This is a genomic window from Pseudoduganella sp. GW821-FHT12E03 (genome assembly GCF_058807115.1).
Map to the genome: position 1 here is coordinate 202,700 of NZ_JBXAQJ010000013.1, position 24,102 is coordinate 226,801.

Sequence of the window (24,102 nt, forward strand, 5' to 3'; positions counted from 1 at the left end):
TCCCAAACGCAGGACCCGATGCGGGCCCAGGCCCGCTATTTGCTAAGCATCACAACGATAACAACTATCCTTGGAGTTCGACATGATCCAGCAATTCAGGAAAAGCACTGCCGCTGCCGCCATCCTTGCCGCCTGCATGGGCGTTGCCCACGCCGCCGACTGGAGCGACACGTCGATCAGCTACCGCTACGGCACCGATTTCGCCGAACCGTACAATCCGGTCGACATCAAGAAGAACATCGTCAACCTGAGCCACGCCAGCGGCTACAAGTACGGCACGAATTTCTTCAGCGCCGACATGCTGTTCTCCGACAAGAACGATCCCTCGTCAGCCGGTTCAAAGAATGGCGCGCATGAAGTGTATGTGCTGTATCGCCACACGCTGGACCTGGGCAAGGTCAGCGGCAGCGACTTGAAAGGCCCGGGCATCCGCGGCTGGGGCCTGACGGCGGGCTTCGACATGAACACCAAGACCGACGCCGGCTACAACTCCAAAAAACGCATGGTGGTGGCGGGCCCCACGGTGATGTTCGATGTGCCGGGCTTCCTCAACGTCAGCCTGCTGGCGCTGTGGGAAAGCAATGCGCCTTACAGCACGTTTTCCGGCACCGGCGTCAACCGCTATGACTACAAAGTGCACCCGATGCTGAACGCCGTGTGGCTGATCCCGCTGTCGAACAGCGTGCCACTGACGTTCGAAGGCTTTGCCAATTTCATCGGCAAAAAGGGCAATGACGAATTCGGCGGCAAGACCGCCCGAGAAACCAACATCGACATGCAGATCATGTACGACATGAGCAGCGTGGTGGGAGCCGGCAAGAATACCTTCAAGGTCGGCGTCGAGTACCAGTACTGGAAAAACAAGTTCGGCAACAACTCCAACGGCTTTGCCGGCTCGGGTGCTTTCGCCAAGACCCCGATGATCCGTGCCGAGTACCACTTCTGAACCGGAAAGGAAGATGATGATGAATCGCCGCAAACTGCTGACCACCTACACCCTGGCCGCACTGGCCGCCACCGTGCCTTACGCTGCAACGGTGCAGGCCGCCGAAGAACCATTGAAAGTCGGGTTTGTTTATGTAGGTCCGGTGGGCGACGCCGGCTGGACATATGCGCATGACCAGGGCCGCCTGGAAATGGAAAAACAACTGGGCGCCAAAGTCAAAAGCACGTACGTGGAAAGTGTGCCGGAAGGCGCCGACTCCGAGCGCGTGATCCGCAAGCTGGCGACCGACGGCAACAAGCTGATTTTCACGACATCGTTCGGCTACATGAACCCGACCGAAAAAGTCGCGAAAGCCTTCCCCAATATCGTGTTCCAGCATGCCACCGGTTTTAAAACCGGCAAGAACATGGGTACCTACGAAACCCGCTTGTACGAGGGTGCCTACCTGCTGGGCGTCATTGCCGGCAAGATGACGAAGTCGAATACCTTGGGCTTTGTCGCCTCGTTCCCGATTCCCGAAGTGATCCGCAACGTCAATGCCTTCACCCTCGGTGCGCAAAGCGTGAACCCGAACATCAAGACCAAGGTGATCTGGGTGAACTCGTGGTACGACCCGGCCAAGGAACGCCAGGCGGCGGAAACCATGATTGCGCAAGGCGCCGATGTGCTGAGCCAGAACACCGACTCCCCCGCCACCCTGCAAGCCGCGCAAGAGAAAGGCGTGTATGCGTTCGGCTGGGATTCGGACATGGCCAAGTTCGCGCCGAAAGCCCACCTGACGGCCGCCACCAACAACTGGGGCGGCTACTATGCGGACACGGTGAAAGCCGTGATGGCGGGCACCTGGAAACCGACCGACATCCACGGCGGCATCAAGGAAGGCATGGTGAAAATGTCGCCACTCAATCCGGTCGTGCCGCCCGATGCCGCGAAAGCGTATGACGCCAAGCTGAAGGTGCTGTCCGATGGGTCGTTCCATCCGTTCCAGGGTCCGATCAAGGATCAATCGGGCAAGGTGCGCGTGGCGGCGGGTGCGGTGATGCCGATGAAGGAACTGCTGTCGATTAACTACTATGTGCAGGGTGTCGAGGGCGCGATTCCCAAGTAACCCGCAGGCTGGTTTGGCGGGCTTTGCCCGCCAAACCACGCGCATTACCAGACCATCACGTCACCGTGAAATTCACCGGTCCCGCCAACACCGTGTAACTGTCGTTATGGAACAGCCACGCGGCATAATTCCCCACCGCCAGCTTGCTGGTGTCCACCGTGGCCTTGCCGCTGGCGCGGGTCACATACTGCCATGACGCCCAGGTGCCGCTTGCAGGCGTCACACCGGCTTTCCAGATACCGATCCAGTTCTTGGCGGCGACTTTCGACGCTGGCACCGCGTAATCGAACACCAGGCTCGCGCCGCGCGCCACGCTGGTGGCCGATGGCGTCAATTGCGACACGCTGAACGGCACCGGTCCGCCCAGCACAGTATACCCGTTCTGGTACAGGTACCAGGCGTTGTAGTCGCCCGCCGCCAGGTTGGCGGTGCCGATCGGGATCGAACCCGTGGGATTCGGCGCATAGGCCCACAGCGGCGAGTTGCTGCCACTGCCCGGCGTCACGCCATCGGCGTAAATGCCGATCCAGTTCTTCGCATCGAGCTTGCCGGCCGGCGCCGCATAGGTCAACGTCAGCAGCGCGCCCTTGGTGACATAGCGTGATGCGCTGGTCAGGGCGGCGGCCGGCGTGCGCACCACGCCGATCATCGGGTCGGTGCGGCTGGCCGAGCCGGATTCCACGTGGCCCGCGATTTTGCGCGACCATTGCGCATTGGTGTCGCAAGTGATCGACAGCTCGTACCAGCCATAGCTCGCGCCCAGCGGCAAGTCCAGCGTGGCCGACTGCCCGGCCGCCACCGTGTGGCGGGTGGCCGTGGCGCCGTAGGTGGCATCGGTGACGGTGAAGGTGCAGCTTGCGGTGCCGCCCGCATTCGACAGCACCAGTTGCAGTGAACCGTGCACGCCGTTATGGGTGGCGGCGATTTCCGGTTTCGCGCCGGCGGCAGCGGCCGTGGCGCCTTTGAAGTGGCGCAGGAAGCCGTTGGCGCCGTGCACCCGCAAGTCATACGCCGCGCCGGTGAAGTTCCAGGCCTCGTTGGCGATCGACTTGCCCGCCTCCACCGTGTAATACCACGGGCCATCCGTGCGCACGCTGGAATACACGATGAACGCGGCGCCCGCCGCGCCGGTGTTGTTGAAGGTCAGTTCCACTTTGCCGCCGGTGGCGCGGCCATGCACCGCCAGCTCATAAGGCAGCGCGCAGGCTTCGCGCGTGTTGGTGCTGTCGGTGCACAATTCCTGGCGCGGCAGCGTTTGCACGGCGGGCGGCGTCGGCGCCGGTTTGCCGGACACTTTGACATACGACGCCGTGGCCGGCACCGACGAAGGCCAGGTGGCGTCCGGATCCGTGAAGTTGAAGGCCGACGTCAGGTCGCCGCAGATGGCGCGGCGCCATGGTGAAATCAGGTCGCACGTGACACCAGTGCGGGCCTTGCCCTTGACCACCAGCCACTCTTCCAGGAAGCGCAGCTTGGAGGTGTGATCGAACAGTTGCGAACAGACGCGGCCACCCTTGGTCCAAGGGGAAATCACCATCATCGGCACGCGCGGTCCCAGGCCAACCGGTTCATTCTGGTAGGTTTCGTAGGCGCCCAGCGATGGCAAGGTGGCCTTGCCCAGGGTTCCGTTGATCGGCGCCTGGTGCGGCGGCACGTGATCGAAGAAACCGTCGTTTTCATCGTAGGTCAGCAGGAACACGGTTTTCGACCAGACTGCGGGATTGGCCACCAGCGCGGCCAGCAGGCGCGCGGTCAGGTTTTCGCCGGCGTTCGGGGAATTCGGCGAATGTTCGGTGTAATCGTTCGGCGCGCAGATCCACGACACTTGCGGCAGGCGGTCGTTGCGCACGTCGTCGGCAAACGACGCCACCAGCCAGTCGCCCTTGGTGCCGGCCGAATTGGCTTCGGTGGAACCGGCCGCCAGCTGGCGGCCTTTCTGGTACAGCGGCGAGCTGGCGGACAGGCGCGAGCCATCCGCGTTGACGCGGAAGTTCTTGAAGTACGCCAGGTAGTTGTCGCCGTAGTTATCCCATTCCTGGTACACCTTCCAGCTGACCTGGTTCGCCTCCAGGGTTTCCGCATAGGTGCGCCAGTTCGGCGCGCTGGCGGTGACGGAGGCGCTGATATTGTCCTTGGCGGGATCGTTGTTGTAATAGCCGGTGGGGCTGATGTTGTACAGGCTGCCCATGCTGCTTTGCCAGCCCTGGTTGGTGCCCGTCAGCGAATACATGCGGTTCGGATCGGTGGCGCCGAAGATCGAGCAGTGATAGTCGTCGCAAATGGTGAAGGCGTCGGCCAGCGCGTGATAGAACGGCAGGTCGCCACGATCGAAATATCCCATCGATTGCGCGGTCTTTTGCTTGACCCACGCGTCCCACGCCTGCCACGTCGCCTGCGATCCTTTCCAGTGATGGTCGGTGCCGACCGACAGCGCGCTGGTGTTCTTCGCATCGAAGTGGAACGGCAGCACATAGCTGCCCGCGCCATCGGGCTGGTACCACACCGGTTTGCCGCCCGGCAGTTCGATCGCGCGCGGATCGCCAAAACCGCGCACGCCGGACAGGGTGCCGAAGTAATGGTCGAACGCGCGGTTTTCCTGCATGAAGATGACGACGTGCTCGACGTCGGCCAGGGTGCCGGTGGTGTTATTGGCCGGTACCGCCAGCGCCGTGCGGATCAAATCCGGAAACAGCGAGACCGCCGACGTCGCGGCAAAAGCATTCAAGAACCTGCGCCTGCTGGGTGAAACCATGTGCCCTCCTCCTCATGTGAAAGTGATGTGGGCATGGATGGTATGGGGGAAATATGACAGTGCGATTGCATATCGTGCAATGTGCCGATTTAGTCGGGATCGGACTGGGAAGGTGCACAAGTGTTGTCGCGTATTTTTTCATTTATTTTTCATCCGATTAATGTAATCGCTCGAATGTACAAAGTGTCAGACAAATTTACACTTAAGCGCCAAGTAGAATGGCGGCTATCTGCATAAATCAAAAACACCATGGAAACCAAATGGCTGGAAGACTTCATCTCCCTCGTTGAGACCAACAACTTTTCCCGCTCGGCGGCGCTGCGCCATGTGACGCAACCGGCGTTTTCGCGCCGCATCCAGTCGCTGGAAAACTGGCTGGGGACGGACTTGATCGACCGCACCTCGTATCCAACCCGCCTGACCCCGGCCGGCCATGTGTTTTACGAACAGGCGCTGGAAATGCTGGGACAGATCAATGGCGTGCGCGAACTGCTGCGCAACAAGCGCGCCGCCATGCAAACCACGATCGACCTGGCCGTGCCGCACACCTTGTCGCTAACCTTCATCCCGAAGTGGATCACGCAGCTGCAGGACGATTTCGGTCCCATCAACAGCCGCCTGATGGCGCTGAACGTGCACGACGCCGTGCTGCAGCTGGTGGAAGGCGGCTGCGACCTGCTACTGTGCTACCACCACCCGCGCCAGCCGGTGCAGCTGGACCCGGGCCGCTACGACATGCTGGTGCTGGGCCGCGAAGCGCTGCGCGCCTACGCCCGCTGCGACAAGAATAAAAAACCGGAACTCACGCTGCCCGGCACGAAAGCGGATCCTTTGCCCTTCCTGTCCTATACCAATAACGCCTACCTGGGCCGCATGGTGGAGCTGATCCTGGCCGACACGAAAACCCCGCTGCACCTGGAAAACCACTACGAAACCGATATGGCCGAGGGCTTGAAGATGATGGCGCTGGAGGGACGCGGGATTGCCTTCCTGCCGGAATCGGCCGTCACGCGCGAACTGAAATCGAAGCTGCTGGCGCGCGCCGACGGCGGCGGCGCGGACTGGGAAATCGAAATGGAAATCCGGCTGTACCGGGAAAAACCGTCGCCGACCCGGCCCGGCAAGCCGATCGTGTCGCGCCTGTGGGAGCACCTGGGCGGCAAGCAAAACGCGTCGAAGCGGCGCAGTATTCCGGACTCCGAGCGCTGATTTTGATAAAAATCAACGATTTGACGTTATGCCGCAGCCTATGCATTTTTTGCATAACGTGACGAAATGTCGATATGGGATTATGCAAAAAATGCATAGTTGGATGCGCACTCAGCATTGGCACCATTTTGGTGCATTGGCCTAAGATTCGCCTCACTGAATACCGCGTATTAACGCAAGCGCATAAACGCCACAAGCCGCGCATATAAATAACCTCAGGAGCGAATCGAATGACTACTCAGCACGCACTGCCTTCCTACCTCAATGCAGAAGACCTGGGCCCATGGGGCCAATACCTGAAACAGATCGACCGTGTGACCCCGCACCTGGGTTCGCTGTCGCGCTGGGTCGAAACGCTGAAGCGTCCAAAGCGCATCCTGGTGGTCGATGTGCCGATCGAGCGCGATGACGGCTCCATCGCCCACTACGAGGGCTACCGCGTGCAGCACAACATGTCGCGCGGCCCTGGCAAAGGCGGCGTGCGCTTCCACCAGGACGTGACCCTGTCCGAAGTGATGGCCCTGTCGGCCTGGATGACCGTGAAAAACGCCGCCGTCAACGTGCCATACGGTGGCGCCAAGGGTGGTATCCGGGTTGACCCGAAAACCCTGTCGAAAGGCGAACTGCAGCGCCTGACCCGCCGCTACACCAGCGAAATCGCGCTGATCATCGGCCCAACCAAGGATATCCCGGCGCCGGACGTCAACACCAATGAGCAGGTGATGGCCTGGATGATGGACTCCTACGCGATGATCGAAGGTAACCTGTCGACCGGCGTGGTGACCGGCAAGCCGATCTCGATGGGTGGCTCGCTGGGCCGCCGCGAAGCAACCGGCCGTGGCGTGTTCGTCGCCGGCCAGGAAGCCGCCGCCAAGCGCGGCGTGAAGATCGAAGGCGCCCGTATCGCGATCCAGGGCTTCGGCAATGTGGGCGGCGTGGCCGCAACCATGTTCGCCAATGCCGGCGCCAAAGTCATTGCAGTACAAGACCACACCGGCACCGTGGTACACTCCGGCGGCCTGGACATCGTACAACTGCACAAACATGTGGCGGAAGTGGGCGGCGTCAAAGGTTTCCCGGGTGTCGAACAGTTCATGGACCGTGACGCATTCTGGGGCATCGAATCGGACATCCTGATTCCTGCCGCGCTGGAACAGCAAATTACCGCTGCTGTCGCCCAGCAACTCCGCACCAAAATTATCCTTGAAGGTGCAAACGGCCCGACCACGCCCGAAGCCGACGACATCCTGGCCGACAAAGACGTGCTGGTGGTGCCGGACGTACTGGCCAATGCCGGTGGCGTGACGGTGTCGTATTTTGAGTGGGTACAAGACTTCTCGTCGTTCTTCTGGAGCGAAGATGAAATCAACGCCCGCCTGACTCGCATCATGCAAGACGCATTCAAGTCCGTGTGGGAAGTCGCCCAGGAAAAGAATGTCACCCTGCGTACCGCCACCTTTATTCTGGCGTGCACCCGGGTGCTGCAAGCGCGGGAAGTGCGCGGCCTGTATCCTTGAGGCATACAACGTAAGTGAAATCCACAAGCTGCAAGGGTCCAGTCTGCGCCAATACTATTGGTAATATGAGATATAGGACGTAATCAGTCACCACCACGCCTGCCCAGGTTATGCTCGGGCAGGCGTTTTTCGCATTTGATAAAGGAACACCGGAATGAGCACTTTGGAACAGAAAGCCCTTGAGTACCACAAAGCCGGTTCCGCCGGCAAGATCGCCACCGCCGTCACCAAGAGCGTGGCCACCCAGGATGACCTGGCGCTGGCCTACTCGCCTGGCGTGGCCGTCCCGTGCCTGGAAATCCAGCGCGATCCGTCGCTGGCTTACACCTACACGGCCAAGGGCAATCTGGTAGCGGTCATCACCAACGGCACCGCCGTGCTGGGCCTGGGTAATATCGGCGCGCTGGCCGGCAAGCCCGTCATGGAAGGCAAAGTCGTGCTGTTCAAGAAGTTCGCCGGCATCGATTCGTTCGACATTGAAATCGACGAAACCGACCCGGACAAGCTGGTCGAGATCATCGCCTCGCTGCACCCGACCTTCGGCGGCATCAACCTGGAAGACATCAAGGCGCCGGAATGCTTCTACATCGAGCGCAAGCTGCGTGAACGCCTGTCGATCCCGGTGTTCCACGACGACCAGCACGGCACCGCCATCGTGGTCGGCTCCGGCCTGCTGGGCGCGCTGGACCTGACCGGCCGCAAGATCGAAGACCTGAAGATCGTCTGCTCGGGCGCCGGCGCCGCCGCCATCGCCTGCCTGGAACTGATTGTCTCGCTGGGCGCCAAGCGTGAAAACATCTTCGTGTGCGATTCCAAAGGCGTGCTGAGCACCGCGCGCGACCTCGATGGCGAGAAAAAAGCCTGGGCGCGCGACACCATCGCGACCAAAATGAGCGAAGTGATCGAAGGCGCGGACATGTTCCTGGGCCTGTCGGGCCCCGGCCTGCTGTCGCAGGACGACGTGAAGCGCATGGCGAAGCAGCCGATCGTCTTCACCCTGGCCAACCCTGATCCTGAACTGCGTCCGGAACTGGTGCGCGAAGTGGCACCCGACGCCATCATCGCCACCGGCCGCTCGGATTACCCGAACCAGATCAACAACGCGCTGTGCTTCCCCTACCTGTTCCGCGCCGCGCTGGACTCCGGCGCCACCACCATTAACCAGGAAATGAAGATCGCCTGCGTCCATGCGCTGGCCGGCATGGCCCGTTCGGACGAGCGTTTCGGCAAGGATTACGTGGTGCCAGGCTTGCTGGATTCGCGCTTGCTGTCGGGCGTGACGCCGAAGATCGCGCAAGCGGCATTTGCCAGCGGCGTGGCGAGGAAGGAACTGGACCTGGATGCGTATGCGCAGCATCTGGTCAAATTGGGCGAGACACTGCTGTAAATTATGCAGGCCACACCATCCCTTTCAGTGGGGATGGTGAACCCATAGGGCGGTTTTGCCGGAGGCAAAGCCGCCATGCATGTGCCGCCATCAATGCATGCGCTGGTGACAACGCCAGCATGGCGGCAATCCTCCGGATTACCGCCCTACGCAGCCACCGCTGCGTGAATCAAGCGCCGTACAGGGCCGCCGGCATTACACCGGCCGGCCACCCAGCGCCAGCAACCACGCCGGCGCATCCTGCATCGCCACCGGCCGCAGGAACCGCTCCAGCGCAGCATAGCCCACCGACGTTGCCGCCGGCTGCGTCGACGATGGCCACGGTCCGCCATGCACCTGGCTGCCCGCCACCGCGACACCGGTCGGCACACCGCTGAACAGCACCCGTCCCGAGATTTGTTGCGCCGCGCGCACCATGCGCGCCACGTCGGGCGACGCCTCTTGCGCCCCCCACACGGTCACCGTCAGGCTCCCGCCCACCGCATTCAGCACCGCCACCACCTCGTCAGCGGACGCCACCCGCACCAGTATGCAGGCCGGGCCAAACACTTCTTCCTGCAACGCGTGCCGCGCGATGAAATTGGCCGCCGTGGTGCGCGCCACCAGCGGTTGCGGCGGCGCCGTATCGCTGCCCGCCTCCGCCCCCGCCAGCACGGTGGTCACGCCCGGCGTGCCCACCACCCGCGCCACGCCCGCATCAAAATTACGCTTCATGCCCGCCGTCAGCATCGGATGCAGGGTCTTGGAAGCCAGCGCATCGCGCAATGCCACTTCAAACGCATCGGCATCCGCGCCGTCGAACAGCACGATCACACCGGGACTGGTGCACACCTGGCCGCTGGAAAACGCCATCGAATCGGCCAGCGCGGCCGCCTTGTCCGCCACCTGCCCGGCCAGCGCGGCCGGCAAGATCACCACTGGATTGGTCGAACCGAGTTCGCCATAAAACGGAATCGGCCGTGGACGCGCATTCGCCTGCTGCCACAGCGCATGACCGCCCTTATAGGAACCGGTAAACGCGACCGCAGCAATATCAGGATGCTGTACCAGCGAAACGCCCACGTCGATGCCCGCCCCTTCCACCATGCCGATCAGCCCTGCCGGCAAATCCTGCTGCGCCAGCACCGCCTGCGCCAGTTCATGCACGGCGCGTGAGAGGGCCGGGTGGCCCGGGTGCGCTTTCACCACGACCGGGCAACCGGCCGCCAGCGCGGACACGGTATCGCCGCCCAGCACGGAAAACGCAAACGGGAAATTACTGGCCGAGAACATGGCGACCGGACCCAGCGGCACTTGCACGCGCGCCAGGTGCGGGCGGCCTTGCGGCGGCGCACCGGCCACGGCGGCATCTTCCGTCACGACGAATGGACGGCCCGCCACCACCTGGTCGGCAAAGGCGCGCAACTGGAAAATCGTGCGGTCCATTTCCCCGTTCAGGCGCGGCAGCGGCAGCGACGTTTCCGCATTGGCGATGGCAATCAGCGCGTCGCGCTGGCCGTGCAAGGCGTCGGCCAGCCCTTGGAACAGCGCGGCACGGCGTGCGGCAGGCGATTGCGCCCAGTCGCCTGCGGTTCGGGAAGCGGCGATAACGGCCCCGTTGATCTGGGCCGGGGTGGATTCATGAATACTCACAAGCTCTCCTAAAGTAATTGACGACTGCGATGATGACTGTGCAGACATGGTAGCCACGGCGTACCATGGCGGGAATTGAAAACAATTCATCCCCCGATAACCATGTCCGATCCCGCTGCCGCCTACGTGCCCCGCTCCGCCCTGTCCTCCTTGCGGATCAAGCAATTCATGCTGTTGCTGGCGCTGGGCAACCACGGCTCGCTGCGCAAGGCCGCCGATGAATTGGCCGTGTCGCAACCGGCCGCCAGCAAATCGCTGCTGGAACTGGAAGGGGCGCTCGGCACGCAATTGTTCGAGCGCACCCACAGCGGCCTGACGCCGACGGCGGCGGGCCGTTGCGCCATCAACCATGCGCAAAGCATCATCGGTTCCGTACGGCGCATGAAATATGAACTCGATGCGATCGAACACCAGCGCCAGGAAATCCTGCGCATCGGCCTGATCATGGGCGCCGTGACCGGCGCATTTTGCGGGGTGGTGAGCCGCGCCTGCGCGGCGCGGGAAAACCTGCTGGTGGAGGCGCAGGAAGGGACTTCCGCGGAATTGATGCTGAAATTGCAGTCCGGCGAACTGGACCTGGTGTTTGCCCGCTCCGGCCTGGCGGCCGGCCAGCCGGAACTCGATTGCCTGGAACTGGCGACGGAACCGATTTGCATCGCGGCCGGGGCGCAGCATCCACTGGCGTCAAACCAGCAATACCAGTGCGCCGACCTGGCCGGCTACCCGTGGATCAGCTACGAACCGAAAGCCCCGCTGGCCGCGCTGCTGTCCGGCTGGTTCGCCGACAGCGGCTGCGCGCAGCCCGTCATCAAGCTGCGCACCACGTCAGCCCTGGTGACGGTGGCCACCTTGTGCAACACGGATTGCCTGGCGATGCTGCCCAGCTCGGTCTTCAAGCACGTGGTGGCGGACGACCGCATCAAGAAAATCCACACCACGTCCACCCTGTCGCTGGGCGATTACAGCGCGTACTGGCACCGCCATTCGCTGCGCTTGGGGACGATCCGCGCCGTACTCCAATCAACTGTGTGAGCAAAACACAGGGTGATTTGGTGTAAAACATACACTCGGATCATCGTCCTGATTGTTTGCCATCAGGGCAACACAGTCGCCGACCAACTTCATACACTGTCTCCCGAAACCGCCCCCTGACAAACACACGGACCTGCCCTGGCAGCGCCCGCAGGGAGCGCTTTTGCCCAAAAAAACCGCAACAAGGGAGACAGACCGTGAATGGAGTGAACAAGCAATGGGAGCAGGAGCGGATGAAATTGCGTCCGCTCTGCTACGCCGTATCGATGGCGCTGGCGTCGCTGATGGCAAGCCATGGCGCCATGGCGCAGGCCACGCAAGACAGCGCGAAACCGGAAATCAAGACTGAAACCAAAGTCATGGTGGTCGGCACCCGCGCGTCGCAGCAATCGGCCAATGAACGCAAGAAGAATGCCGCAACCGCCATGGATTCCATTGTCGCGGAAGATGTGGGAGCGCTACCAGATCGCAACGTGGGCGAAGCGATTTCGCGCCTGTCCGGGATTGCGCTGGAACGCGGCGATTTCGGTGAAGGCGTCAACGTGGCCGTGCGCGGCAACTCGGCGGACCTGACCCGCGTCGAACTCGACGGCCAGGGCTTGCAAGCCGGCGGCGGCACCGACTTGAATGGCGGCGGCAGCGGACGCGGCGTGGAATTGCGCGAACTGTCGTCCGACCTGATCAAAAGCGTCGACGTGGTCAAAGGGTCCACCGCCGACATGACCGAAGGGTCGCTGGGCGGCGGCATCATCATCAAGACCCGCACCGGCCTGGATTTCAAGAAACCGTTTTATTCGATCCGCGTGGCCGCCTCGCAAGGTTCGCTGAACAAGGAATGGTCGCCGGACACCAACGTGATCCTGGCCAACAAGTTCCTCGACAACCGCCTCGGCGTGCTGCTCAACGTGTCGACCTCGCAAATGCACAACGAAGGCCACTCGTCGCAGGTCGCGACTTCCGCCAACCAGGGCTATGCGCGCGCGCTGGACTTCGACAATTCGCCCAATAAAACCTTTGCCTTCAACCCGGCCACGGTGTCCACCACGGATTCCACCGCCACCGCGCCGCTGCTGTCCACGCCGCTGCTGGCCGGCGGCTTCCTCAACGCCGCCTCGCCGCTGGAACTGATCACGAAGTCCGCCGCCGCCCAGACCAAGGCGGATTGCTACGCGATGTTCCCGAACCTGACCACGCAACAGCAAAACGCCATCGCGGCGGGCAATACCCGCAACGGCGCCATCAACCAGCGCGGCAACGAATTGATGACGTGCCTGAACCAGTGGAACGATTACACGCCGTCGCTGGTGCGCTACCTGATGAAAAAGCAGATCGACAAGCGCCGTTCCGGCGACTTGCGCCTGGACTTCAAGGTCAACAATGAATTCACGGTCTACGCCAAAGGCAGCATCCAGCGTCGCCGCGTGGATGACAATTTCCTGACCTATGGCCTGGGTGGCCTGAGCGTCAATACCAACACCGCCAGCCCGGCCTATTCCGGCATCACCTTCACCGACAACGCCGCCGGCGTGCGTTCGGCCGTGCCGGGTTCCGGCTACTACCTGTACGACTCGCCCAGCTTCCGCACCAACGCCTTCCCGGCGATGGGCGCGGTGGCCAACGTCAATCCCGCTCAAGTGGTGGTGGACGCCAACCACCACGTGACCAAGTTCACCATCAGCGACGGCAGCGCGGGTGTGGACCAGATCCACAACATCATTGAAACCAGCAGCCGCTACCTGCAAACCGGCGGCACCTATAAAGACGGCCCGCTGCTGGTGGAGTACTTTGTCGGCGACGCGCGTTCCGACTTCACGCGCGGCGACAAGCGCACCAGCTGGAGCTACAACTATGGCCCGGCCACCATGCAAGTGCTGCCCAACGGCTTGTGGGGCTACAGCTTCCCGTCCGGCAGTACGTTCGACCAGTCCAACGCCGCCAACTATGCGATTGCCCGGCCGGCCGCGGTCGCCACCACGGCAGTGCCGGCTTCGGCCACCGTGCCGGTGGCGATCCCCGCCTACACCATCAACCAGCAACCTTTGATGACGCAGGCGCCGCAATTGACGTACACGCCGCGCGCGGCGGAAACCAGGGAGCGCACCGCCAAGCTCGACGTGGCGTACGCGCTGTCGGACAAGGTGCCGTTCCTGTCGCGCCTGAAAACGGGTTTCAATTTGCGCGACACCTCCGGCAACAGCTGGAACCCGAACGGCGGCTATACGGTGCAGGCGCCGGTCGGCACCTTCGGCGCGGCCGGCTATGTGCCGGGCATCTATGTGCCGCAATCGATCGTGCGCAGCTCGTTCGTCGGCTGTACCGATACCGCCGGTTCGCTGGGCGCGGGCGGCGCGCCGTGCAAATACGGCTACAACCCCAGCACCAACCCGGCCACGGCGCTGTCCGGCCAGGTCGTGATGACGCCGGCGCAGCTGCAAGACATCATCGCGCAATCGATGACGCAGCAGACCTCGCAATTCTTTGCCGGCGCCAAGGACCGTCCGGCCGGCCTGATCAACGGCTGGACCCAGATCGACGTCGAAAAAGTGTTCCAGCTGGCAGGCGTCCCGAACGTCAACTTCGACTGCCTGAAGGAATGCACCGGCAGCGACGGCAAGAAATATGCGCAGCCGGTCGGCACCTTCAGCGAGCGGGTCCGCTCCGGCTACCTGATGACCGATTACAACATCGATCACCTGCCCTTCACCGACCACGCCTTGCCGTTCGGCTGGGAAGTGGATGGCAACTTCGGCTACCGCATCGTCAATACCAAGGTCGAAGGCACCGGCATCATGAGTTTCACGTCGATCCAGAAGACGGCGGCGTACAACCCGAGCAACCCGAATCAGGCCGGTGGCACCGTCACCAACACGCTGTCCACCCCGACCGTGATGTCAGCCAGCACCACCGATTACCTGCCATCCTTTAACGCGGCGGTATGGACCATTCCCGACCAGCTGGTATGGCGTTACAACCGTGCCAAGACCGTGGCCCGTCCACCGGTGTCGTCGCTGCTGCCGGCCGGCACCTGCACCTATGACGAACGCAAGGTCGGCGCCATCGACAGCAACGGCAATGAACCGGACCAGACCTGTTCCGGCACTGTGGGCAACCCGGCGCTGCGTCCGCAAACCAATTGGAACCAGAACTTCAGCGTCGAGTGGTATCCGAACCGCGACACCATGTTCTCGCTGGCCTCGTTCAATCAGCGTGGCCTGATCGGCCCGGCCATCGTGCAGGGCAAGAGCAACGTCAAGGTGTTCTCCGGTTCGCAGTTGACCGACCCGCAAACCGGCGTGGCGCTGGGCGACGTGGACTTCAACTACAACACGTGGGAAAACGGCGCCGCCACCACCCGCAAAGGCATCGAGTTCGGTTCCAAGACCGCCTTCACATTCCTGCCATGGGCGTTGAAGTACACCGGCTTCGACGCCAACTACACCAAGCTGCGCTCGGCCACTTCGGCGGTCAATGTCGTGGACCTGATCACGGGCACCCCGCTGCCGCCGGCGCGCGAATCGAAGTATTCGTACAACCTGGCGCTGTGGTATGACGATGGCGCGCTGTCGGCCCGCGTCGCGGTGCAGGCGGTGGCGTCGTACTTCACCTGTATCGCCGCCTGCGGCGCCAACTCGGTGAACAATTACCCAAGCTCGCCGGGCGTCACCCGCATCACGGTCACGCCATACAATCCGGGTTCGCCGAACTTCCGCGACGGCACGCGCTACATCGACGCCAAGATCGCGTACCGCTTCAAGAACGGTATCGAAATCTTCGCCGAAGGCCGCAACCTGGGCCGCGCCACCACGTCGAACAGCCAGGGTCCGTTCTCGCCGTTCGCCGATGGCACGCCGAACCTGCTGGACTATTCGTACGCCGGCCGCCGCATCATGGTCGGGATGAATATCCGCAGCTTGTAAGGCCACTTCCCTGGCATTCGCCGGGGACGCCAATCCTGTAGGGCGGCTTTTGCAAAGCCGCCTGCTTGCGCCGCGTTGACGCATGCATGGCGGCTTCCGCGAGGCGGAAACCGCCCTACGCAATCACCGCAGCTTGCATGCAAGCCAGCGGGGCATTTATGAATCGCCGCGCTTCTTGTGCGCGATCCAGTCGTTGACCTGGCGTTCCAGCACCGTCAGCGGCAGCGCGCCGTGCGACAGCACTTCATTGTGGAACTGCTTCAAGTCGAATTTCACGCCCAGTTCTTCGCGCGCCTGTTCCCGCAGCGCCAGGATTTTCAGCATGCCGACCTTGTAGGCCAGCGCCTGGCCCGGATCGACAAAATACCGCTCCACTTCCGCCACCACGTCGCCTTCGGCCATGCCCGTGTTATCCATCATGTAGGCAATCGCCTGTTCCCTCGTCCAGTGCTTGTAGTGGATGCCCGAATCGACCACCAGCCGCGTGGCGCGCAGCATTTCATCGCGCAGGCGGCCCAGGTTGTCCATCGGGGTTTTCTGGAAACCCAGCTCGCTGGCCAGCCGCTCCGCGTACAGCGCCCAGCCTTCCTGGTAAGCGGTGAAGGGAATCACCTTGCGGAAGAACGGCACGCCCTGCAATTCCTGCGCGATCTGGATCTGGAAATGGTGGCCGGGGATGCCTTCGTGGTAAGCCAGCGTGCGCATGGCGAACTTCGGCGTCTCACCCGGCGTGCGCATGTTCGCGTAAAAGATGCCGGGACGGGAACCGTCGAACGCGCCCGGCATGTAATACGCGCCCGGCGCCGCCTCCTGCGATTCCGGCGGCACCTGCCGCACTTCCACGCCCAGTTTCGGACGCAGTTCGAACGCCGCCGCCACCCCGTCATTGATTTCATCGAGGATGCGCTGATATTGCGCCAGCATGGCTTTCTTGCCTTCTTCCGTGGCGGGGTATTTCTGTTCCGGATTCGACGCCAGTTGCTGCACGCGCTGGCCAATGCTGCCTTCGGTCAGCCCCTGCAGCTTCAGGATGGCTTCCATTTCCTCGCCCACCCGCGCCACTTCCGACAAGCCCAAGGCGTGCACCTGCTGCGGTGTCAGGCGCGTGGTGGTGTGCATGCGCACGGCCCACGCGTAATAGTTGTCGCCATCGGGCAGGCTCCAGGCGCCATGGTTGTCCCTGGCCTTGCCCTGCAATTCCTTGAAGTGGGCAATCAGTTTGCCATAGGCCGGGTAGACCCGGTTGGCCAGCACATCGGCGGTGCGCGACAGCAGTTTCTGGCGGCTGGCGTCATCCATGGCGCCGGCAGGGATCTTCGCCAGTTTTTCCCGCATGTTCACATACAAGGTGTTTTGCTGCGGCGGCACGCCGACAAAGTCGCCCATCTGCTTCAACACCTTATCGACCATGAAGCGCGGCGGCAAAATGCCCTTGCTTTCACTGTGGCGGGCCTTTTCCAACAATTGCGTGAATTTGCGGGGGAATTGTTCGAGGCGCGCGACATAATCTTCCGCTTCGCCGCGCGTGCTGATTTCATGCACCTGCACCATGAATTCCGGCAGCGTCACTTGCACGCCCGCCATCTGGTTCAGCGGGAACGCATGGTACAAATAGGGTTCGCCCTCGGCCTGGATCCGCATGGAGTAATGCAGCGTGTCATAGGACAGCTTGCCGTCGCGGTCCAGGCCGGTGCGGTCATAGCTGTCCAGCATGACCAGGTCTTCTTTCAGGCGCCGCATCATTTTCGCGTCATGTTCGACCGACGCCTCGTCGAGCCGGCCGCCATAGAAATCCAGCCACGATGGCAGCAGCCGCATCGACGACAGCATTTCCGGGCTGTCCAGCACTTGCTTGGCAAAGGTGCGGGTATAAAACCAGTCCAGCCGCAACGGCTTGAAATGCGATGTGTGGGTGATCAGGAGCACAGCCAGCAGCAACAGGCCCATCAACACCGTCAACAGCCATTTCAACGCACTCTTCATGGGCTTTCCTTTTCAGTAAGCGCAGGTGCGCAAGCCGACAAAAATATCATCGCGCGCCGGCAACTGGAAATGGCGGAATTTCGCGGACACCAGCCGCGCCTGGGTGGCAAACGATGCGCCGCGCAAGACCTGGCAGGCGGCAAAGTGCGGCGCCGAATATTCGCGCCACGGGCCCGGCGCAAAACCGGGATACGGTTCAAACGGTGTCGCGGTCCACTCCCACAGCCGCCCCCAGCGGAACCCCGGATGGCCGGACAGCGCCGCCAGTTCCCATTCCGCTTCGGTCGGCAGGCGCCGCTCCGCCCACATGCAATACGCTTGCGCTTCGAACAACGACACGTGGCGCACCGGTTCCGCGCCATTCAGGGTGCACAGGCGGCCAAAGCGCAGGTTGCGCCAATAGCCGCCGTCGCGCTGCCAGTAGCGCGGCGCTACACGCTCCTGTCGCAGCAGCCAGTCGCGGCCCGCCGGGCTCCAGTAACGGCTGTTGTCATAACCGCCATCGGTAACGAAATCGCTGAACTGGGCATTGGTCACCAGCGCCGCATCCATGGAAAACCCCGGCACATAGCATTCGTAGGCGTGCAATTCATTGTCGAACACAAAGCTGCCATCCTGGCGGCTGCCCAGTTGTATCGAGCAGCCGGCGAAACGCAGTTCCGAAGGCTGGACCCAGGCCGATTCATCGCGCGCCAGTCCGGGGGGCGCGGGCAAGCCCAGGGTTTGCAGCGCGGCCAGCAGCGCTTCGCCGCGCATGTCTTCATAGGCCAGCGCCAGCCGGTACGGATACAGCGCCGCATCGTGCGCCATGCCATCAGCCGCGGCATTCAACAACTGGTCGAGCACGCGGTCGAGCACTTCATGGCAATACATTTTCGTGGCCCCCGCACTGGGCAAATCCAGGTTCCAGCGCATCGCGTGCGGCACGGTGCCGGCATCGAACCAGTCGTCGCCCTTGCGCAGCAGCGGACCTTTGCGGGCATCGGCCGGGTGGCTGGAGGCGGCGTGGCGCAGCACGAACCATTCGGCAAACCAGGCAATATGGCCGAGTTCCCACAGCGGCGGATTCACACACAGCAGTTGGGGCACGCGCGCCGGGGCGTCATAGCCGGCTTGCACGAAACAGTCGAACAGCGCGAGCGTATAATCGCGCGCATGTTGCAGGGCATCCGCCAGTTGTCCTGCGTTGGCGGTGCGGAATGACATGAACGATGGAATTTGCATAGCCCCCCGCATCGATGAACCTCACTTGATTTTAACCGGAACTTTCGCGACCATGAGCAACGAACCTGTGAAACTGACGTCCTTTTCCCACGGCGGCGGCTGCGGCTGCAAAATCGCGCCCGGCGTGCTGTCGGAAATCCTCAAAAACACCCACGGTTTCCCAGTACCGAAGGAACTGATGGTCGGGATTGAAACCGCCGATGACGCGGCGGTCTACAAGCTCAATGACGAGCAGGCGCTGATCGCCACCACGGATTTCTTCATGCCGATCGTCGACGACCCGTTCGACTTTGGCCGGATCGCCGCCACCAACGCGATTTCCGACGTGTACGCCATGGGCGGCACCCCGATCATGGCGCTGGCCCTGGTCGGCATGCCGATCAACAAGCTGCCGCTGGATACCATCGGCCAGATCCTCAAGGGCGGCGAATCGATTTGCGCGGAAGCGGGCATTCCGATTGCCGGCGGCCACACCATCGATTCGGTGGAACCGATCTACGGCCTGGTGGTGATGGGCCTGGTACATCCGGACAAGGTCAAGCGCAACTCGGCGGCGCGTGCCGGCGACGTGCTGGTGCTGGGTAAACCGCTGGGCGTGGGCGTGCTGTCGGCCGCGCTGAAGAAAGGCAAGCTCGATGCGGACGGCTATGCCGCCATGATCGCCTCGACCACGAAACTGAACAAACCGGGCAAGGCGCTGGCCGAACTGCCGGGTGTGCACGCGTTGACCGACGTGACCGGCTTTGGCTTGCTGGGCCACTTGCTGGAACTGGCGCGCGGCGCGGGCCTGTCGGCGCAGCTCGACATGCCGGCCATCCCCCTGCTGCACGGCGTCGAACAACTGGCGCGCGACGGTTACTTTACCGGCGCGTCAGGCCGCAACTGGGAGGCCTATGGCAAGGACGTGGTGCTGCCCGCCGGCCTGCCGGCCGAACACCACGCGCTGCTGACGGACCCGCAAACGTCGGGTGGCTTGCTGGTGGCGTGTGATCCGGGTTCGGTTGACGAGGTGCTTGAACTGTTCCGCCGCGAGGGGTTTGATGGTGCGGCGGTGGTCGGCCGCATGGCGGACGGGCCTGCGCAGGTGTCGGTCGCGCTGTAAATTGGGAGACAGTGCACGCCTTCGCGCCTTACGTTGGCAGCGGGCCTTGCGGCACTTGGCCTCGCTGCCAAAGCAGCATAATTCCCAAAAATTTATTTTCTATGAACCCGCTGAGGTCCAGGGGCCGGGCTCGTCCAACCATCGGTTCAGATCGTGGCTTCGCACGATCTATCCTTAATCGTTGGGCCTATTCCAAAGTGCACGCGAGCTCAAATGCTCCTCCTCGATTTGTCGGCTTCCAGCCTTTAGTCAGCGCCTGCCGAATCGCCCGTTCGACCACTACTGGGGTGATGGAAATGAAATCTTCATTCATCCAATTGTCTGGGCGAAGTACATTCAGCTTCACCAACAGCGTAGCCAGCCCACCGTTTTCAAGATCAACTGCGAAAGACATTCCGGCCTGCGCAAGAGCTTGATCATAAGTGGGGCGTGGCCGAATCGTCCATCGGTAAGGGATGGAATCAACGACAATGCGGCGACTGCCTTTTCTTGCGATTGCCATAGAGTTAGGTGGCCCAACGTGAGAATTCACCGGACCGCGCGGTTTTAGCGCAGGTCCGGTGGAATGTGAGGTTGGGCCTGCTGTGCATGATCTATGCGAAAAACTATGGACGGCTACTGATTGTCTTGCCATGTTCTACGAACTCCACATAAAGCGTTTCCTCTTTCTCCTGTTCCGGCGATAGGTAGCCTTCCTTTCCAGGAATGCTACTGCGATCTGCCTCGCCAAGCGGTGAAGCGAATAAGAGTTTGGGATACGGCCGATGCTTGAGAAATAAGTGGATTACACGCGACTCGCGATCTGCATAAAATCCGACGAAGAGGTACAAAAACAGGAAAACGCACAGTCCAAGAACTCCGACAATCGATTTTTGATTCATTGTTACGACCGTGCCCAACGTAAAAAGTAACTGGCTGCCGGAACGCGCAGCGTGGAGGCAGTCCAGTTGACTGCCGGGTTGGACAACTCTCTTCACTGGTACTTGCGAAGCTTGAACGCGCGTACGTCAGAAGCATCAAGCTCAAAGAATTCAGTGTTACGTACCCGCTTACTTCGAAAGCGGCTGTGCCAGTATGCCTCTATTCCAGTTGGATCGTCGGTAGGTATTGAATGTACCTGAACAGTCTCCTCCGGGAGCTCCAACTTGACCTCCCGGAAACGCCGAGATGGATCTTGCGACTTTCCGATCTTGTAACGCCGACCAGAGCGAAGAAGGTACACATATCCCCGTACTCGTTCCCCAGGTGCTTGCAACGCATCTTGCTCATCCGTCGTTGGTCTTAAAGCTGCGGTTATTTCAGGAAGCAAGTCCGGGCGCCGTTGCTCTAGCCCAGTTCGCACTCATTCAAGGTCACCCGTACGTCGCATCCTCCTGACAAAATGAGGACTCGGGACAGAAGGGTTTGTGACCCGTTCACGTTTTAACTGGTCTTCTGTAGGCCATCGGCCATATCGAATAACAAGTTCGACCAACACCGCCGCGGTGTCACCGATATCTCGTGTTGGTGGGGAAAAGTGACGGGTTTCGAGTCCGACTTCTTCCAAGAGTGCATTCCACCCTTGGAACCAAGGTTGCGCTCGCAACCAATGTTCGCTCTTCCCAATTTCTTCGAGAAAGGCGCGGAAACCGATATGACCGCCACGCTCTCTTGCAAGGTCGTTAAGGCGTTTTAAGATGGCATCGCGCTGCATGAATTGATGGTCCAACGTAAAAATTCACCGGACTGCGCGATTTTGCGCAGGTCCGGTGGAATGCATGGTTGGGACAAAGAATTTTTACCTTTGATAACCAGGGTATCGAGAAAATAATCCTTCGTAAAAATCTGCATATACTAAGTCGATTTGAAATTCATACCCTGCCGATTTAACTTCTTCAATATTTGCAAGAGTCCAACCGCCTCTCAGATCTCGCGCAGTCTCATCCATCTCTAGAATCTCACTGAGCTCTTTGGGAGGTGCAAATCTTGTTGCACTGCAGGCCCCACAGACGAAAAATAATTCATTTCTGCATAATTCAAATGCAAATACTACATCTAGTGCCGTGCAAGCGCCGCATGTCCATTTAGACACAACAGCCATATCCCCCCCAACGTGCGTGCTCACCGGCGCCGCCAGGCGTCCGGTGGAGCAAAAGGTTAGCCCATAGATTCCGGGTAGAATTCAAGACATTCACTCGTACTCATCCAGAATCGTCGGGCATCCTGCGCGAATGACTAGACAGTTAAAGCGAATATGCCAATCAGGATCAAATTCTTTGTGCGGATGAATTTGCAGTCCACCGGTAACGATGTCAATTGTCAACGGAAGAAGATCCTCGGTCGGCTTGGCCATTAGCTCGACAGAATGCCCAGGAGATAAAACAACTTCGTTCGGCACCATTTCTAGGAACAGCCTCATAGGGTCCGAGGTATCGTTTCGAAAAATACCGACGACTGGATAGTTTTCAGGTTGCATTAGAAAAAGGCTCACGTGCCGAATTCAGCCGCGCCGCAGGCGTCGGCTGGAATGCTGGGTTGGACTTCATATTTGATCCTTTACCGGCGGTGGCTCATGCAACTCAAGCTCCCAGTCTTCAAATGGCGGGACTACTTGGAATGACGAGTCGCAATAGGACTTCAAATAGTCGGTAGCCCTTTTCTGTGCGTACGTTCCATTCTGGACTTGACCATTTTCGTCGAGTTCGAGGACATTGGCGAAAATTGCGTAAGTCCGCTCGATTGCGCTTGGCTCATTCCCGTACAGGCTCAGGTAATCCACTCCTTTAAGCATGTAGTGCGTTCCGCTCGACATGAAGTACGAGAAAGTCCTCAGCGCACCGCTGAAGCTGTTACCCAATTTCACTGCAAAGCCTCCATACCGTCCAACGTTGGAATTCAGCGGGCGCCGTAGGCGATCCGCTGGAATGAAATGATGGGCACAGCGCCCGAACTGGCCGCGAATGACCGGCCACCAGCTTGCCCGCGCCAGCGCCCACACGGACACCAGCATACCGGACCAGCCGGCGCTTGCCACAAGACGCCGCGCCGCCAGCGGCGCAAACGCCAGCACTCGCCGCGCTGGCGAAACAGCCTGCGACCAAAGAGCGGAGCGAAGTTGTCAACGCGTGATTCATTAACAGGATCAAGGCTGGGCCCATCGTTTCAAGCTAACCGGCGCTGCGCGGCTTTATCGCGCAGCGTCCAGCGACCAAAGGGAGCGAGGTTGAGCGCATTGTTGGGCGACAGCGTCATTGTCGCACTACCTGTGAAGACTGGACGACAAAACGTGAAATACCCTCGGTGGATTCGATAGACCATGGACGCTCGGTGTTAACCGTCGAAAGCTTCCGGCCGTCGGCGTCATCCGATTCCAATTCGACCTCGCACGCTATTGTACCGACCTGGGGATATGGACTATCCGACCAAAGGTTTGCCGTCGTCACGACGGGAACCTTTTCGATGAAAAGATGAGACCTTCCATTCGCGTCAATCAGGCGGCATTCGACGAAGCCGGGGTGATGATCATCGATGAACCTCTCAATTTGAACAGAGATGGCAATCATGGGTTCAAGCGGCCCAACGTCGGAATTCAGCGGCGCCGTACGGCGTCCGCTGGAATGAAATGTTAGAGCGCTTCACGATGCAAGCCCCAGCTGGCGCAAGGCAATTGCGCACCAACTTCTGACTGTTTCGTCCGGATCTGCGGCAAGGCCTCGCACACTATCGATTTCCAGATCTGTCAGCGCTTGAAGGGCAGCGATTGATTGGAGTGCTTCTCTCCGGACAAATGGATTGCTGTCGTGCAGCGCTTGAAAGGTAGCCGACCGGGAGGGCGAATCGTTCTGCGAGATTTGGCGAAGTGAGCTGATCGCTGCTTGGCGAATGCCAAATGCTGCGTGAGTAAGCGCAAGGGAAGCAAGTGCCGACAAGGCTGGCTTACCTTGCGACTTAATTCGACCGAGACCGATTATCGACCAAAAAACGATCTTCTCTTCGGTGGAAGACAACCCTGTCAAGAATGCATCGACGTCAATTGGCTCATCATACGACAGACTCCCAATGGCCAGGATCGCACGGTGGCGCCTTTCATCGTCGCCGTGTGCAAGATCATGCAGCCAAATTGCGGGATTACGGATGGATGACATAAATTTGCGCTCTAACGTTGGAATTCAGCGGGCGCCGTAGGCGATCCGCTGGAATGAAATGATGGGCACAGCACCCGAACTGGCCGCGAATAACCGGCCACCAGCTTGCCCGCGCCAGCGCCCACACGGACACCAGCATACCGGACCAGCCGGCGCTTGCCACAAGACG

General features: G+C 60.9%; 19 protein-coding genes. 8 read left to right on the top strand and 11 right to left on the bottom strand.

The window, feature by feature from the left end; translation table 11 throughout:
* Positions 1-82: 82 nt before the first annotated feature.
* Both AC1RRC_RS28395 and AC1RRC_RS28400 read left to right on the top strand, forming a co-directional pair.
* A complete protein-coding gene (locus AC1RRC_RS28395; protein WP_493059003.1) occupies positions 83-946 on the top strand; it encodes an outer envelope protein in 864 nt (287 codons plus the stop codon).
* A gap of 13 nt (positions 947-959) precedes the next feature.
* Positions 960-2,054, top strand: a complete 1,095-nt coding sequence (locus AC1RRC_RS28400) for a BMP family ABC transporter substrate-binding protein (protein ID WP_493059004.1) — start codon at positions 960-962, stop codon at positions 2,052-2,054.
* 55 nt (positions 2,055-2,109) lie between these two features.
* On the opposite strand, the gene AC1RRC_RS28405 is transcribed toward AC1RRC_RS28400, so the two are convergent.
* Positions 2,110-4,806: a phosphocholine-specific phospholipase C gene (locus AC1RRC_RS28405; protein ID WP_493059005.1), complete on the bottom strand. Its 2,697-nt coding sequence runs from the start codon at positions 4,804-4,806 to the stop codon at positions 2,110-2,112.
* Positions 4,807-5,055: 249 nt separating this feature from the next.
* Between AC1RRC_RS28405 and AC1RRC_RS28410 the strand changes: the two genes are divergently transcribed.
* The 3 genes from AC1RRC_RS28410 (at position 5,056) to AC1RRC_RS28420 (ending at position 8,919) form a co-directional block, all read left to right on the top strand.
* The gene (locus tag AC1RRC_RS28410) at positions 5,056-6,015 is read left to right on the top strand and encodes a LysR family transcriptional regulator (RefSeq protein ID WP_493059006.1); all 960 of its coding nucleotides are present in this window, start codon (positions 5,056-5,058) and stop codon (positions 6,013-6,015) included.
* 230 nt (positions 6,016-6,245) lie between these two features.
* Complete coding sequence (locus AC1RRC_RS28415; protein ID WP_493059007.1) at positions 6,246-7,532, top strand: Glu/Leu/Phe/Val family dehydrogenase; 1,287 nt, start codon at positions 6,246-6,248, stop codon at positions 7,530-7,532.
* Positions 7,533-7,686: 154 nt separating this feature from the next.
* Entirely contained in the window at positions 7,687-8,919 is a 1,233-nt protein-coding gene (locus tag AC1RRC_RS28420; RefSeq protein ID WP_493059008.1) for a malic enzyme-like NAD(P)-binding protein, read from the top strand.
* Between the two features lie 195 nt (positions 8,920-9,114).
* Here the strand turns inward: AC1RRC_RS28420 and AC1RRC_RS28425 are convergent, their stop codons facing one another.
* Entirely contained in the window at positions 9,115-10,641 is a 1,527-nt protein-coding gene (locus tag AC1RRC_RS28425) for an aldehyde dehydrogenase (NADP(+)) (protein WP_493059009.1), read from the bottom strand.
* Positions 10,642-10,653: 12 nt separating this feature from the next.
* Between AC1RRC_RS28425 and AC1RRC_RS28430 the strand changes: the two genes are divergently transcribed.
* Complete coding sequence (locus tag AC1RRC_RS28430) at positions 10,654-11,583, top strand: LysR family transcriptional regulator (protein ID WP_493059010.1); 930 nt, start codon at positions 10,654-10,656, stop codon at positions 11,581-11,583.
* A gap of 197 nt (positions 11,584-11,780) precedes the next feature.
* Positions 11,781-15,500 carry a TonB-dependent receptor gene (locus AC1RRC_RS28435; protein ID WP_493059011.1) on the top strand — a complete coding sequence of 1,240 codons (3,720 nt, stop codon included), beginning with the start codon at positions 11,781-11,783 and terminating at the stop codon, positions 15,498-15,500.
* 156 nt (positions 15,501-15,656) lie between these two features.
* Here AC1RRC_RS28435 and AC1RRC_RS28440 read toward each other — a convergent pair whose 3' ends face one another.
* Both AC1RRC_RS28440 and senA read right to left on the bottom strand, forming a co-directional pair.
* On the bottom strand, positions 15,657-17,483 hold the full coding sequence (locus tag AC1RRC_RS28440; protein WP_493059012.1) for a DUF885 domain-containing protein: 1,827 nt from the start codon (positions 17,481-17,483) through the stop codon (positions 15,657-15,659).
* A gap of 12 nt (positions 17,484-17,495) precedes the next feature.
* Positions 17,496-18,689: a selenoneine synthase SenA gene (gene senA / locus AC1RRC_RS28445; RefSeq protein ID WP_493059013.1), complete on the bottom strand. Its 1,194-nt coding sequence runs from the start codon at positions 18,687-18,689 to the stop codon at positions 17,496-17,498.
* 70 nt (positions 18,690-18,759) lie between these two features.
* Between senA and selD the strand changes: the two genes are divergently transcribed.
* Complete coding sequence (gene selD / locus AC1RRC_RS28450; protein ID WP_493059015.1) at positions 18,760-19,809, top strand: selenide, water dikinase SelD; 1,050 nt, start codon at positions 18,760-18,762, stop codon at positions 19,807-19,809.
* A gap of 187 nt (positions 19,810-19,996) precedes the next feature.
* Here selD and AC1RRC_RS28455 read toward each other — a convergent pair whose 3' ends face one another.
* The 7 genes from AC1RRC_RS28455 to AC1RRC_RS28485 form a co-directional block, all read right to left on the bottom strand.
* Positions 19,997-20,311 (bottom strand): hypothetical protein, encoded by a 315-nt coding sequence (locus tag AC1RRC_RS28455; protein WP_493059016.1) that lies wholly within the window; start codon positions 20,309-20,311, stop codon positions 19,997-19,999.
* Positions 20,312-20,782: 471 nt separating this feature from the next.
* On the bottom strand, positions 20,783-21,151 hold the full coding sequence (locus tag AC1RRC_RS28460) for a GIY-YIG nuclease family protein (RefSeq protein ID WP_493059018.1): 369 nt from the start codon (positions 21,149-21,151) through the stop codon (positions 20,783-20,785).
* Positions 21,152-21,502 (bottom strand): hypothetical protein, encoded by a 351-nt coding sequence (locus AC1RRC_RS28465; RefSeq protein WP_493059019.1) that lies wholly within the window; start codon positions 21,500-21,502, stop codon positions 21,152-21,154.
* 477 nt (positions 21,503-21,979) lie between these two features.
* Positions 21,980-22,264, bottom strand: coding sequence for a hypothetical protein (locus tag AC1RRC_RS28470; RefSeq protein ID WP_493059021.1), 285 nt, complete (start codon positions 22,262-22,264; stop codon positions 21,980-21,982).
* Positions 22,265-22,330: 66 nt separating this feature from the next.
* Positions 22,331-22,858: a DUF7677 family protein gene (locus AC1RRC_RS28475; RefSeq protein WP_493059022.1), complete on the bottom strand. Its 528-nt coding sequence runs from the start codon at positions 22,856-22,858 to the stop codon at positions 22,331-22,333.
* A gap of 565 nt (positions 22,859-23,423) precedes the next feature.
* Positions 23,424-23,933, bottom strand: coding sequence for a HEAT repeat domain-containing protein (locus AC1RRC_RS28480; protein WP_493059023.1), 510 nt, complete (start codon positions 23,931-23,933; stop codon positions 23,424-23,426).
* A partial coding sequence (locus AC1RRC_RS28485) for a hypothetical protein (protein WP_493059024.1) occupies positions 23,917-24,102 on the bottom strand: 186 nt, incomplete at its 5' end. The genes AC1RRC_RS28485 and AC1RRC_RS28480, both read right to left, overlap by 17 nt.

Coding starts and splice junctions, on each gene's coding strand:
- selD (WP_493059015.1), top strand. CDS start 18,760: ATGAGCAACGAACCTGTGAAACTGACGTCCTTTTCCCACGGCGGCGGC.
- AC1RRC_RS28410 (WP_493059006.1), top strand. CDS start 5,056: ATGGAAACCAAATGGCTGGAAGACTTCATCTCCCTCGTTGAGACCAAC.
- AC1RRC_RS28425 (WP_493059009.1), bottom strand. CDS start 10,641: ATGAATTGTTTTCAATTCCCGCCATGGTACGCCGTGGCTACCATGTCT.
- AC1RRC_RS28470 (WP_493059021.1), bottom strand. CDS start 22,264: ATGCAACCTGAAAACTATCCAGTCGTCGGTATTTTTCGAAACGATACC.
- AC1RRC_RS28480 (WP_493059023.1), bottom strand. CDS start 23,933: ATGTCATCCATCCGTAATCCCGCAATTTGGCTGCATGATCTTGCACAC.
- AC1RRC_RS28395 (WP_493059003.1), top strand. CDS start 83: ATGATCCAGCAATTCAGGAAAAGCACTGCCGCTGCCGCCATCCTTGCC.
- AC1RRC_RS28455 (WP_493059016.1), bottom strand. CDS start 20,311: ATGGCAATCGCAAGAAAAGGCAGTCGCCGCATTGTCGTTGATTCCATC.
- senA (WP_493059013.1), bottom strand. CDS start 18,689: ATGTCATTCCGCACCGCCAACGCAGGACAACTGGCGGATGCCCTGCAA.
- AC1RRC_RS28440 (WP_493059012.1), bottom strand. CDS start 17,483: ATGAAGAGTGCGTTGAAATGGCTGTTGACGGTGTTGATGGGCCTGTTG.
- AC1RRC_RS28420 (WP_493059008.1), top strand. CDS start 7,687: ATGAGCACTTTGGAACAGAAAGCCCTTGAGTACCACAAAGCCGGTTCC.
- AC1RRC_RS28465 (WP_493059019.1), bottom strand. CDS start 21,502: ATGCAGCGCGATGCCATCTTAAAACGCCTTAACGACCTTGCAAGAGAG.
- AC1RRC_RS28415 (WP_493059007.1), top strand. CDS start 6,246: ATGACTACTCAGCACGCACTGCCTTCCTACCTCAATGCAGAAGACCTG.
- AC1RRC_RS28405 (WP_493059005.1), bottom strand. CDS start 4,806: ATGGTTTCACCCAGCAGGCGCAGGTTCTTGAATGCTTTTGCCGCGACG.
- AC1RRC_RS28400 (WP_493059004.1), top strand. CDS start 960: ATGATGATGAATCGCCGCAAACTGCTGACCACCTACACCCTGGCCGCA.
- AC1RRC_RS28430 (WP_493059010.1), top strand. CDS start 10,654: ATGTCCGATCCCGCTGCCGCCTACGTGCCCCGCTCCGCCCTGTCCTCC.